Origin of the sequence: Rhodococcoides fascians NBRC 12155 = LMG 3623 (assembly GCF_001894785.1) — a bacterium.
Classification (GTDB): Bacteria; Actinomycetota; Actinomycetes; order Mycobacteriales; family Mycobacteriaceae; genus Rhodococcoides; species Rhodococcoides fascians.
On record NZ_BCWW01000008.1, the window covers coordinates 302,242 to 315,106 of the forward strand.

Here is a 12,865-nt window from a genome sequence, read left to right on the forward strand (position 1 = left end):
CAGAGCAGTCTACGCCGCAGAACGGCCCTGCCGCAGAACCGCGAGTTCTGGGACAGGGCCGTGCGCGCGAACGACGCCGAGCGTCGCGGGTAGACCTACTTCGCGTACTGCTGGAGCTTCTTGTCCAAGTTCTTCTGCGCCTTGGCAACTCGCTTCTCGAGCTTGGCCCGAGCCTGCTCGGTTGCCTTCTCGAGTTCCTTGTTCTGCTTCTCGGCGCGCTTACGAGCGCGCTTGCCGAGCGTGTCTACCCGATCCGACGCCATGTCGGCCCACGTGGCACCGCGCTTCTGAGCTTCTTCGGCCAGAACGGATCCCTTCTCGGCAGCGAGATCGGCGAGCTTCGCTCCGCGCTCCTGTGCCACTTCGGCCAGTTCACTGCGACGGTCGGCAGCGACGTCGACCAATTTCGAGCCCCGCTTCTGAGCGAGCTCGGCCCAATCGGAGCTGCGGTGCGCGGCCTTGTCGGCGAGCTTCGAGCCACGCTTCTGCGCTTCTTCGGCCAGATCGCTTCCGCGGTCGGCAGCAAGCTCGGCCAGCTTCGAGCCCCGCTTCTGGGCTTCCTCGGCCAGCTCCGAACCCTTGTCGGCGGCGATGTGAGCCCACCGGTTCAGAGCGGGCTGCGCGACCTCGGCCAGCTCCGAGCTCTTCTCGCCGGCGATGTCGGCGAACTTGGCCAGCTTCGGCTGTGCGGCGTCGGCGAGCTTGGCCAGCTTCGGCTGTGCGGCGTCGGCAAGGTCGGCACCGCGGCTCGCTGCGATCGAGGCAATTTCCTTGACGCGTTCCCCGGTGTCGTGAGTGGTGTGACCGGGCAGCGCTGAGACCACAGATTCCTGTGCGCGGCGTGCCGCCCGCTTGCTGCGCCACGCGACGGAGGGCTTGCCCTCGGTGTCGACGGCCGCGATCAGCAGTCCGCCGAGGAGGCTGAGGTTCTTGAAGAAGTGGATGCGTTGCGCAGCCTTGGTCTCCGGGTCGGTTTCGTTCCAGAACGCGTGTCCGGCCAGCGTCGTCGGAACGAGGCTTCCAGCCAGAGCGAGCGATGCGATACGCGGTGCCTTGCCGGTGGCCAACAGAATGCCGCCGGCGACCTGGATTCCGCCGTTGATCCGAACCAACGTCTCGGGATCGGTCGGCACGTTCGCGGTGACCTCGTTGGGCAGAGCATCCTTGCTCTGCTCGATCAACGGAGCGGCTGCCTTCGCCCTGCCGGCGGGATTACGAAGTGCATCGACGCCCCCGGAGATGAAAATCGTAGACATCAGCGGACGGGCGATACGGCGGACCAGCATTGACAGCCTCCTGCGTAGTTTCTCGTGTCATGGCGGTTGTACGTGCGGACTCGCACCGAAAGTAGTTCGAAATCACCGGTGCGTGCACTTTTGTCACACTCTTCATACCCCGTGTTTCACGGTCTCAAGCACGTGCGGCGTCACCAGCCGCGTTCGCGCCATTCCGCCAGGTGCGGCCGCTCGTCACCGAGGGTGGTGTCCTTGCCGTGCCCGGGGTAGACGACGGTGTCGTCGGCGAAACGGTCGAACAATTTGGCGCTCACGTCGTCGAGCAGGTGGGTGAAGTCCTCGGGGCCGTTGGTTTTGCCGACGCCGCCGGGGAACAGGGAATCACCGGTGAAGAGGTGCGTCGTCTTGCCCTCGGCGTCGGTCAGCGCGAGCGCTATCGAGCCCGGAGTGTGACCGGTCAGATGCACCACATCGAACGTGAGCTCTCCCACCGACACCGTGTCGTGGTCGGCAAGAAAACGGTCCGGAGCTACCGGCAGCGGTTCTGCGTCCAGCTCGTGGGCCGCGGTGGGGGAGTCGGTGCCACCGGCGATATCGGCCAGCGCCTGCCAGTGGTCGGCATGCTGATGTGTGGTGACGATCAGAGACAGCGTCGGTGCGTTCTCGTCGAGAAGCAGTGAGATGCGGTCGGCCTCGTTGGCGGCGTCTATCAGCAAAGAATGGCCCGTTGCGGAACAGACGACCAGGTAGGTGTTGTTGTCCATGGGGCCGACCGACATCTTGGTGATCGTGGCTCCGGGGATCGTCCGCCGCTGCGGGGGTGAACCCTGTGCAACGACGCCGGTGTAATTGTCGTCGATGACCATGAGGTGCTCGTCCATTTCGAGGACGCTACCGTCGGCAGCAACGACGGGAGCGCCGGGGTCACGCTCGTGGAAAAGTGTGTCGGTACCTGGACCTACCATTGCTACGAGGTGAGGTTCGTCCCTCACCTCGACAGGTTTTCGACGTGGAGTCCTCGGCTACACGGCGTGTGATCGGTGCATCGGCACCACGCGTCATCATCGACTCGACGTCGGACAATGCTGCGTCGAGCAGCAACACGGCTCGACGTGCTCGTGAGAAAAGAAGGGAACACAGTGGCGGATCGCCTGATAGTGCGAGGTGCACGGGAGCACAACTTGAGGGGGGTCGATATCGACCTGCCCCGGGACGCGCTGATCGTGTTCACCGGTTTGTCCGGTTCGGGCAAGTCGTCTCTCGCCTTCGACACGATCTTCGCCGAAGGCCAGCGCCGCTACGTGGAGTCGCTGTCCGCATACGCACGGCAGTTCCTCGGGCAGATGGACAAGCCCGATGTCGACTTCATCGAAGGCCTTTCGCCCGCGGTCTCGATCGACCAGAAGTCGACCAACCGCAACCCACGCTCCACCGTGGGCACCATCACCGAGGTCTACGACTACCTACGGTTGCTCTACGCCAGGGCGGGCACTGCGCACTGCCCGGTGTGCGGGGAGCAGATCGCCAAGCAGACTCCACAGCAGATCGTCGATCAGGTTCTCGACATGGAGGAGGGCCTCAAATTCCAGGTCCTCGCGCCGGTGGTCCGAACCCGTAAGGGCGAGTTCGTCGACCTGTTCGACTCGCTCAACACTCAGGGCTACTCACGTGTGCGCGTCGACGGTGTCGTCCACCAGCTCAGCAGCCCGCCGGTGTTGAAGAAGCAGGAAAAGCACGACATCGAGGTCGTCGTCGACCGACTCACGGTCAAGTCCAGCTCGAAGCAGCGGCTCACCGACTCGGTGGAGACCGCACTGCGGCTCGCGGACGGCATCGTGGTTCTCGACTTCGTCGACCGTGAGGAGAACGCCCCCGATCGGGAGCGTCGTTTCTCGGAGAAGCTCGCGTGCCCCAACGGCCACCCGCTGTCCATCGACGACCTCGAACCGCGATCGTTCTCGTTCAACTCGCCTTACGGCGCCTGCCCCGACTGTGTCGGGCTCGGCGTGCGCAAGGAGGTCGATCCCGAGCTGGTGGTGCCCGACGGTGATCTGAGTCTGGCCGACGGTGCCATCGCGCCCTGGTCGATGGGCCAGACGTCGGAGTACTTCGGTCGCTTGCTGTCCGGACTCGCCGACGCCATGGGCTTCGATCTGCACGCTCCGTGGAACAAGCTGCCGGCGAAGGTCAAGCGAGCTGTCCTGGAGGGCAGCGACCACCAGGTGCACGTGAAGTACAAGAACCGGTACGGCCGCACCCGGTCGTACTACGCCGAGTTCGAGGGCGTCATGCCCTTCCTGCACCGCCGCCTCGAGCAGACCGAATCCGAACAGATGAAGGAACGCTACGACGGCTACATGCGCGACGTTCCGTGTCCTACCTGCAACGGAGCCAGGCTGCGTCCGGAAATTCTGTCGGTCACCATCGCGGCAGGTGATTTCGGGCCGAAGTCGATCGCCGAGGTGTGTGAACTGTCCATCGCCGACACGGCCGACTTCCTTAACAGCCTCACTCTGGGGCGACGCGAGGAAGCGATCGCGGGCCAGGTCCTCAAGGAGGTGCAGGCTCGACTCGGCTTCCTGCTGGACGTGGGTCTCGAATACCTGTCGTTGGCGCGCACCGCGGGCTCGCTGTCCGGCGGCGAGGCCCAACGTATCCGGCTCGCCACGCAGATCGGCTCCGGCCTCGTCGGCGTGCTCTACGTACTGGACGAGCCGTCCATCGGACTGCATCAACGGGACAACCGCCGGCTCATCGACACGCTGACGCGACTGCGCGATCTCGGCAACACGTTGATCGTCGTCGAGCACGACGAGGACACCATCCGTACCTCGGACTGGGTCGTCGATATCGGACCGCTGGCCGGTGAGCACGGCGGACGCGTCGTGCACAGCGGTTCCTACGCGGACCTGCTCACCAACGACGAATCGCTCACGGGTGCGTATCTGTCGGGTCGCATGGAGATCCCGTTGCCGGACACCCGTCGGGTGGTCGACAAGAAGCGACAGGTCACCGTCGTGGGTGCCCGTGAACACAACCTCCAGGGAATCGACGTCAGCTTCCCCCTCGGTGTTCTGACGTCGGTCACCGGTGTCTCCGGCTCGGGCAAGTCGACTCTGGTCAACGACATCCTGGCGACCGTGATGGCCAACAAGCTCAACGGTGCCCGGCAGGTTCCCGGTCGGCACACCCGGATCAACGGTCTGGACCAACTGGACAAGCTGGTTCGCGTCGACCAGTCACCGATCGGCCGCACGCCCCGGTCCAACGCCGCGACGTACACCGGGGTGTTCGACAAGATCCGTACGTTGTTCGCGGCCACCACCGAGGCCAAGGTTCGTGGGTATCAGCCCGGGCGATTCTCATTCAACGTCAAGGGCGGCCGGTGCGAGGCATGCTCGGGAGACGGCACGTTGAAGATCGAGATGAACTTCCTGCCCGACGTCTACGTCCCCTGCGAGGTGTGCGAAGGCGCTCGCTACAACCGCGAGACGCTCGAAGTGCACTACAAGGGCAAGACCATCGCCGAGGTCCTGGACATGCCGATCGAGGAGGCTGCCGACTTCTTCGAGGCCATCACGTCGATTCACCGGTACCTCAAGACACTTGTCGAGGTCGGCCTCGGTTACGTCCGCCTGGGGCAACCGGCGACGACACTGTCCGGCGGCGAAGCTCAGCGTGTGAAACTCGCAGCCGAGTTGCAGAAGCGATCGACCGGCCGCACCGTCTACATTCTCGACGAGCCGACCACGGGCCTGCATTTCGAGGACATCCGGAAGTTGCTCGGCGTGGTGAACGGACTCGTCGACAAGGGGAACACCGTGATTGTCATCGAGCACAATCTCGATGTCATCAAGGTCTCCGACTGGGTCATCGACATGGGGCCCGAAGGTGGTTCGGGCGGCGGAACGGTTGTGGCGCAGGGTAATCCGGAAGCCGTAGCAGCGGTGCCCGAAAGCTACACCGGAAAATTCCTGCAGGAGGCGCTCTCCCGCGAGGTAGTGGCGTCCACGCCGAAGGCGGCCCCGAAGAAGCGTCGGGCTCGTAAGGTCGTTGCGGTCTGACGCGAACACGTCGATGACGAAGCCGCATCCGGATTGCCGGATGCGGCTTCGTCGTCTGTGGGTGGGGTGGGGTGCGCTCGTTCAGTGCACCGGGCCGGTGTACTTCTCACCGGGGCCGAGTCCTGGCTCGTCCGGGTGTGCCGAGGCTTCCCGGAACGCGCGTTGCAGTGCCTGGAGGCCGTCGCGAATCGGTCCAGCGTGGGGACCGAGGTACTCGACCGACGCGGTGACCAAGCCGGCGAGTGCGGTGATGACGCGTCGGGCCTCGTCGAGATCGAGGTAGGGGCTCTCCGCGGGATCGGGCTCGGACAGACCCAGCTTCTCGGCCGCGGAACTCATCAGCATCACCGCTGCACGGCTGATGACCTCGACCGCGGGAACCTCGGCGAGTTCCCGGACTTCTTGCTCGATATCGGTGGGGTCGGAGCCTGCGGGATCGGCGGGCGTGGATGAACTGGTCATACTTACGAGAATCCCACGCCGCGGGTGCCGTCGGTCGGATCGGGTGTCGACTCGGCTTCATCGACCGGTGCGATTGTCGGTTTCGGCATTCTGCTGGTAGTCTGACTCGACGACCGTCTTCGGCGTGCGCTCCTCGATGGAGTTCACCGCATGAAGGCAGCAAGTGGAGCCCGACTCCCACCGGTATGTGATCCGAATGGATCGCTTCCGGTCCGGTCGCACGAAGGTCTCCCAATCGGGATTCCCCAGTGCTTCCTCCTCGTGAGGAGACTGTACGACGCGCTGTGTCGTACGGATCGACCGGTCGACATCGGGCCCTGCTGTCGGTACAGACCGGCTGCAGGGTTTTTTCGTTTTCGGTGTTGGTTCGCCGAGCGTGATGTCGAGGTTCGAGGGCGACGGGCTGTGTAAGTGGCAGGCGGTCGGGTTACACACCACACCGCACTACCTAGGAGGCCCCATCAGCACTGAGACCCGCATCAACGATCGCATCCGAGTTCCCGAGGTCCGTCTTGTCGGACCAGGCGGTGAACAGGTGGGGATCGTGCGTGTTGAAGATGCACTCCGCTTGGCTCTCGAAGCCGACCTCGATCTTGTCGAAGTAGCTCCCGACGCACGTCCGCCGGTCTGCAAGATCATGGACTACGGGAAGTTCAAGTACGAGGCTGCGCAGAAGGCGCGCGAATCGCGCAAGAACCAGACGCTCACCGTCATCAAGGAGCAGAAGCTCCGCCCCAAGATCGACGCGCACGACTACGAGACCAAGAAGCGCAACGTGGTTCGCTTCCTCGAAGCCGGCTCGAAGGTCAAGGTCACCATCATGTTCCGTGGTCGCGAGCAGTCGCGCCCCGAGCTGGGTTTCCGTTTGTTGCAGCGCCTGGGTGCCGACGTCGCGGAACTCGGTTTCGTGGAAACGTCGGCCAAGCAGGACGGCCGCAACATGACCATGGTCCTGGCTCCGCACAAGGGTGCCAAGACTCGCGTGAAGGCTCAGGAAAGCGCTGCCGCGCCGCCTGCGCAACGCGCACCGGCCCCCGCGCCGGAACAGCCCGCCGCAGCAGCTCCGGCTGCCGAGGCACCGGCCGCAGCAGCTCCGGCTACTCCGGCTCAGACCAACTGAGCTTCGCGCTCTACCAGTAAGACAGTCCCGCACCCGCCTCGGTGCGCAGTCCGTTCCGAGGCGCTGCGTGGCTGTGCCATGCACCACCGAAGAGCTAATACAGAACAGAGGATTTCATGCCCAAGCAGAAGACGCACAGTGGTGCCAAGAAGCGATTCAAGGTGTCCGGCAGCGGCAAGATCCTGCGCCAGAAGGCCGGCCGTCGCCACCTGCTCGAGCACAAGCCCACCAAGGTGACTCGTCGCCTCGATGGTGTCGCCGTTGTCAAGAAGGCCGACGTGCCTCGGATCAAGCGCCTGCTCGGCATCTGATCCGGCTCGCCGCCGACTGATTTCGGTCGGCTTCATCCCATTACCATTCGGGGTTTCACACGCCCCCAGATCGACAGGATTCACCAGTGGCACGCGTAAAAAGGGCCGTCAACGCCCAGAAGAAGCGCCGTTCGATTCTCGAAGCGTCCAAGGGCTACCGCGGACAGCGCTCACGTCTGTACACCAAGGCCAAGGAGCAGCAGCTCCACTCGCTCACCTACGCGTACCGAGACCGCCGCGCGCGCAAGGGTGACTTCCGCAAGCTGTGGATCACGCGTATCAACGCTGCAGCGCGGGCCAACGACATCACCTACAACCGCTTCGTCCAGGGCCTGAAGGCCGCGGGCGTCGAGGTGGACCGCAAGATCCTCGCCGAGCTCGCTGTGTCCGATGCCGAGGCATTCGCCGGCTTGGTCGCCATCGCCAAGGCTGCACTGCCTGCCGATGTCAACGCTCCTGCTGGAGAAGCAGCCTGAGCGAGTCGCCGCACGACGATTCAACTCCGAAACGACCCGTGGATTCGCTGACCGAGCGAACTCCGCGGGTCGTTTCGGCCGTCAAGCTCGCTCGCGCTGCAGAGCGCAAGAAGACGGGACTGTTCCTTGCCGAGGGCTTCAACGCTGTGTCCGAGGCTGCTCGGTTCGGTTCGGTCCGCGAGCTGTTCTTCACCGCGGATGCCCTCGACCGACACGAGAGCCTCATCGCCTCCATCGAGGCCGGTGGCGCACGGGTGTTTCCGATCACCGATCGTGCCGCGAAGGCATTGTCGGACACCGTCACCCCGCAGGGTCTGATCGCAGTCACCGAGTTGGTCGACGTCCCGATCGACCGTGCGTTGGCAGGAACACCGCGGCTGGTGGCCGTTCCGGTGCAAATGGCCGAGCCGGGTAATGCCGGCACGATCATTCGTGTTGCCGATGCCGCCGGGGCCGATTCGGTGGTCCTGCTCGGCGACTCCGTCGACCCGCACAACGGCAAATGCGTGCGGGCCTCGGCCGGCAGCGTCTTCCATCTTCCCATTGCGCGGGAGCGCTCGATCGAAGACGGTATCGACGCACTGCGCCGTGCCGGCCTGACGGTCGTGGCGACTGCCGCCGACGGCGAAGTCGACTTGGACGACGCAGACGAGCTGCTCCAGCAGCCGACTGCGTGGTTGTTCGGCAACGAGGCCCACGGTTTGTCCCTCCCCGTTGCCCAAGCTGCCGATCACCGGATCAGAATTCCCATCCACGGTCGGGCGGAGAGTCTGAACCTGGCGACCGCCGCGGCACTGTGCCTCTACGCGAGCGCCCGTGTTCGACGACGGTCGGCGACCCCGTGAATACGGTCGCCTAGGATCGTTACCACTCTGCTTCGTGCAGACCGACCATTATTCGAGGAGTGCATCTGTCGTGGCGAAGAAAGAGTCCGGGCCCGAGCCGGTAGATCCGAGCGTTCTCGAAGAGTCCGCACTCGACGCTGCGGTGGACTCGGCCGAGCAGGCGTTCGCCGACGCGTCGGACCTCGATGCGCTCACGAAGGTCAAAATCGATCACGTGGGTGGAAAGGCGCCACTGGCGTTGGCTCAGCGCGCCCTCGGAGCTCTACCCGGTGATCAGAAGGCGGACGCAGGCAAGCGCGTCAAGGTGGCACGAGACCGGGTGCAGAAATCCTTCGACGAGCGCCGCGCAGTGCTGTCGGCGGAGCGCGATGCAGCGATTCTCGTGGCCGAGACGATCGACGTGACGCTGCCGACCGACCGGGCACCCGTCGGAGCGCGCCATCCCATCACGATCATCTCGGAGCAGGTCGCCGATGTCTTCGTCGGTATGGGCTGGGAGGTCGAAGAAGGCCCCGAGGTGGAAACCGAGCACTTCAACTTCGACGCGTTGAACTTCCTGCCCGATCACCCGGCTCGCACGATGCAGGACACGTTCCATATCGCACCGGAGGGCTCGCGGCAGGTACTGCGTACGCACACGTCGCCGGTGCAGGTGCGGTCCATGCTCTCCCGCGACGTACCGATCTACGTCGTCTGCCCTGGCCGAACGTTCCGTACCGACGAGCTCGATACGACGCACACTCCGGTCTTTCATCAGGTCGAGGGGCTCGCGATCGACAAGGGCCTGACGATGGCGCATCTGCGCGGAACGTTGGACGCGTTCGCGCAGGCTCTGTTCGGCAGCGATACGCGCACTCGGATGCGGCCCAACTACTTTCCGTTCACCGAGCCCTCCGCCGAGGTCGATGTGTGGTTCCCGAAGAAGAAGGGTGGAGCCGGTTGGGTCGAATGGGGTGGCTGCGGAATGGTCAACCCGAAGGTGTTGCAGGCCAGCGGCATCGACCCGGAGGTGTACACCGGTTTCGCGTTCGGCATGGGTCTCGAGCGAACTCTGCAGTTCCGCAACGACATCCCGGACATGCGGGACATCGTCGAGGGGGATATCAGGTTCACTCTGCCCTTCGGTGTTCAGGCCTGACGCGGCCACTCTCCAGCCCCACTTCATCTCGGATACAAGAAAGAGCTGAGCACACGTGCGAGTCCCACATTCCTGGTTGACCGAGGTCCTGCACGCGGGTACTCCCGACTGGTCCGTCTCGCCCGACGAGCTCGACGCGGGTTTCGTACGCGTCGGTTTCGAGGTCGAGGAGCTGGTCTCGTTGGACAACGTGACGGGGCCCCTCGTGGTGGGTCGGGTCGAGTCGATCGAGGAACTGACCGAATTCAAGAAGCCCATTCGGTTCTGCCTCGTGAACGTGGGGGCCGACGAGCCGCAGGAGATCGTCTGCGGTGCACGCAATTTCGCCGAGGGGGACCTCATCGTCGCGGCGCTGCCCGGCAGCGTTCTGCCGGGCGGGTTCGCCATCGCGTCGCGCAAGACGTACGGCCGCAACTCCAACGGGATGATCTGCTCGACGCTCGAGCTCGGTCTCGGCCGGGACCACTCCGGCATCCTGGTGCTACCGGAAGGGACTGCGCAGCCCGGCGACGATGCCAAAGTCGTTCTGGGCCTCGATGATTCGGTGATCGAGCTGAACGTGACACCGGACCGCGGGTACGCCTTCTCGGTACGCGGCCTGGCTCGTGAGTTGGCGTGCAGCTTCGATCTTCCGTATGTGGATCCGGCGCGCACGATGCCCACCGAGGTCACCGGTGACGCCTGGCCCGTGACGGTCGAGCCTGAGTCCGGTACTTCTCGGTTCGCTCTGCGCAAGGTCGTCGGTATCGATCCCGCTGCCGTCACTCCCTGGTGGATGCAGCGGAGACTGCTGCTGGCCGGGGTGCGACCGATCTCGGCGGCGGTGGACGTGACCAACTACGTGCTCCACGAGCTCGGCCAGCCGTTGCATGCTTTCGACGCGAGCAAGCTCGACGGTGATCTCGTCGTGCGGCGCGCAAATGCGGGGGAGACGCTCACGACGCTCGACGGCGTCGAGCGGTCGCTCGATGCGGAAGACGTGGTCATCGCCGACGGAACGGGAGCCATCTCGTTGGCCGGCGTCATGGGCGGGGCGTCCACCGAGGTCGACGACTCGACCAGCGATGTCGTTCTCGAAGCAGCATCGTTCGATCCGCTCGCGGTGTTCCGAACCGGCCGTCGCCACAAGCTGTCGAGCGAGGCGAGCAAACGTTTCGAGCGGACTGTGGATTCGGCGCTCCCGGTTGCGGCGCTCGATCGGGCCGCACAGTTGCTCGTCGAGATCGCCGGTGGACGTATCGAACCGGTGCTGACCGACATCGGCGAGGCTGCCCGTTTCCCGTCGGTGACGATGGACTTCGACCTGCCCGATCGGATCGCGGGTGTGCAGTACCCCGACGGGACCGCTGCTCGACGGCTCACTCAGATCGGATGCACCGTCGAGGTGGATGTCGACGGTGGCGGCCACGGACAACTGGTCGTCGATCCTCCCTCGTGGCGACCCGACTTGGTGCAGCGCGCCGATCTGGTCGAAGAGGTGCTGCGGCTCGAAGGGCTCGAGAAGATCCCGTCGATTCTGCCGTCCGCTCCCGGTGGGCGCGGCCTCACCGCCGAGCAGAAGCGTCGGCGGGCAGTCGGCAAGGCCCTTGCGTTCGCCGGCTATGTCGAAGTTCTTCCGCCGGTGTTCCTGCCCAAGGGAATCTTCGACACGTGGGGCCTCGACGCGGACGACCCGCGCCGAGCGACGACGTCGGTGTTGAACCCTCTCGAGGCCGACCGCCCCGAGCTTGCGACGACCGTACTTCCCGGTCTGCTCGAAATGCTGAGCAGGAACATCGCGCGCGGTCAGCGGGACGTGTCGTTGTTCGGAATCGCCCAGGTCGTTCTCCGGCACGACGCGACCGCTGCGGTGGACGCGTTGCCGGTCGATCGGCGACCGACCGACGATCAGATCGCGATGCTCCGTGGGTCCCTCCCCGCACAGCCGGTACACGTGGGCGTGGTGCTCGCCGGTCAGCGTGAGCCGTCCGGGCCGTGGGGACCGGGCCGAGCAGCCGAGGCCGCAGACGCGTTCGCCGCTGTGCGCACGGTTGCCGCGGCGTCCGGCGTGCACGTCGATCTTCGTGCAGCACACCACCTTCCCTGGCATCCGGGCCGGTGCGCCGAGGTTCTTCTCGATGGTGAGGTCGTCGGGCACGCAGGCGAACTGCATCCGGCCGTGCTCGAGCGAGCCGGTTTGCCGCCGCGTACGTGTGCTGTGGAGCTGAGTTTGAGCGCTCTGCCCGTCGTCGAATCGCTTCCGGCCCCCGAGGTATCCCCATACCCGGCCGTGTTGCAGGACGTCGCTGTCGTGGTCGACGCGTCCGTGCCCGCTGCGTCCGTCGAGGCTGCGCTGACGATCGGCGGTGGAGAACTGCTCGAGTCCATCCGACTGTTCGACGTCTACGAGGGTGAGCAGGTCGGCGAGGGGCGTAAGTCGTTGGCGTTCGCCCTCAGGTTCCGCGGTTCGGACGGAACGCTGACCGAGGATCAGGCGACGGCGGCTCGCGACGCAGCCGTGGCTGCGGCGTCCACAGCGGTCGGTGCCCAGCTGCGTAGCTGAACCGTCGACGGCGCGGCCGGTGTGGTGCGTAGCGTGGTGTCATGACGGGCACGACGACGGGAGCAGCCGATGAGTGAATCCGACACGCAGGCCACGGCCTCGGATCTGCAGGTGTTGAACGAGGTTCTCGCGGCGGTGGCCGGCCGACCTCGGTTGGCTCCGGTGGCAGCGGCGGCATCTGCTCTGGCGGCCGAGTTGGGGACGGCGGAACCCGAGCCCGCCGGTCCGGATCGCAGCGTCCCGCCGGGAACCGTTCCCGATGTGGATGTTCCGCAGGTGACGAAACCTCGTATCGACCAGCCGCTCGGCGATCCACCACCGGGAGCTCCGTTGGGCGGAACGGTGCCGGGCGTCATCGATGCGGAATTGGTCGACGACCTTCCCGTCGGCGGGGGTGGGGGCTATGTCGGCGGTGCGACTACGGGCGAGTTCACCGACTCCGGGGTTCCGACCTGGGATGGGGTGCGAGAGAAGGTGGAGCATCGCTCGGGTACGGCTGTCGGGGCGGAGGAGCTGGACCGGGAATCGAGAGCCGGTCAGGACCTGGACAAACAGTGGAACGATCGGCAGGAAGCCGGCCGAAAGAAGCTCGACGAAATTCGTAGATCGATGGGTAGCAGCTAGCGTTTCCGGCCCGCCGATGAATGAGCTTGCATGATGCTGCATAATAAA

The 12,865-nt window shown here is 65.1% G+C and carries 11 protein-coding genes; 8 read left to right on the forward strand and 3 right to left on the reverse strand.

The genetic code is table 11. The features are described from left to right. Window positions 1-95: 95 nt before the first annotated feature. Window positions 96-1,286, reverse strand: coding sequence for a DoxX family protein (locus RFA01S_RS18405; protein ID WP_032406671.1), 1,191 nt, complete (start codon window positions 1,284-1,286; stop codon window positions 96-98). A gap of 140 nt (window positions 1,287-1,426) precedes the next feature. After that, entirely contained in the window at window positions 1,427-2,116 is a 690-nt protein-coding gene (locus tag RFA01S_RS18410; RefSeq protein WP_032374317.1) for an MBL fold metallo-hydrolase, read from the reverse strand. A gap of 258 nt (window positions 2,117-2,374) precedes the next feature. Between RFA01S_RS18410 and uvrA the strand changes: the two genes are divergently transcribed. Further along, on the forward strand, window positions 2,375-5,299 hold the full coding sequence (gene uvrA / locus RFA01S_RS18415) for an excinuclease ABC subunit UvrA (protein WP_032406813.1): 2,925 nt from the start codon (window positions 2,375-2,377) through the stop codon (window positions 5,297-5,299). Window positions 5,300-5,380: 81 nt separating this feature from the next. On the opposite strand, the gene RFA01S_RS18420 is transcribed toward uvrA, so the two are convergent. Beyond that, entirely contained in the window at window positions 5,381-5,761 is a 381-nt protein-coding gene (locus RFA01S_RS18420; RefSeq protein ID WP_032406670.1) for a DUF1844 domain-containing protein, read from the reverse strand. Between the two features lie 379 nt (window positions 5,762-6,140). Here RFA01S_RS18420 and infC point away from each other — a divergent pair, with 379 nt between their 5' ends. From infC to RFA01S_RS18455, 7 genes are all read left to right on the forward strand, one after another. Further along, a complete protein-coding gene (gene infC / locus RFA01S_RS18425; protein ID WP_045841242.1) occupies window positions 6,141-6,881 on the forward strand; it encodes a translation initiation factor IF-3 in 741 nt (246 codons plus the stop codon). Window positions 6,882-6,997: 116 nt separating this feature from the next. Next, complete coding sequence (gene rpmI, locus RFA01S_RS18430; RefSeq protein WP_008715923.1) at window positions 6,998-7,192, forward strand: 50S ribosomal protein L35; 195 nt, start codon at window positions 6,998-7,000, stop codon at window positions 7,190-7,192. Window positions 7,193-7,278: 86 nt separating this feature from the next. Further along, complete coding sequence (gene rplT, locus RFA01S_RS18435; protein WP_008715924.1) at window positions 7,279-7,668, forward strand: 50S ribosomal protein L20; 390 nt, start codon at window positions 7,279-7,281, stop codon at window positions 7,666-7,668. Window positions 7,669-7,706: 38 nt separating this feature from the next. Further along, on the forward strand, window positions 7,707-8,513 hold the full coding sequence (locus RFA01S_RS18440; RefSeq protein ID WP_032406669.1) for a TrmH family RNA methyltransferase: 807 nt from the start codon (window positions 7,707-7,709) through the stop codon (window positions 8,511-8,513). Window positions 8,514-8,583: 70 nt separating this feature from the next. Beyond that, window positions 8,584-9,651, forward strand: a complete 1,068-nt coding sequence (gene pheS / locus RFA01S_RS18445; RefSeq protein ID WP_027497240.1) for a phenylalanine--tRNA ligase subunit alpha — start codon at window positions 8,584-8,586, stop codon at window positions 9,649-9,651. 55 nt (window positions 9,652-9,706) lie between these two features. Continuing rightward, window positions 9,707-12,193 (forward strand): phenylalanine--tRNA ligase subunit beta, encoded by a 2,487-nt coding sequence (gene pheT / locus RFA01S_RS18450; RefSeq protein ID WP_032406668.1) that lies wholly within the window; start codon window positions 9,707-9,709, stop codon window positions 12,191-12,193. Window positions 12,194-12,262: 69 nt separating this feature from the next. Further along, window positions 12,263-12,817 carry a hypothetical protein gene (locus RFA01S_RS18455; RefSeq protein WP_032406667.1) on the forward strand — a complete coding sequence of 185 codons (555 nt, stop codon included), beginning with the start codon at window positions 12,263-12,265 and terminating at the stop codon, window positions 12,815-12,817. Window positions 12,818-12,865 lie beyond the last annotated feature (48 nt).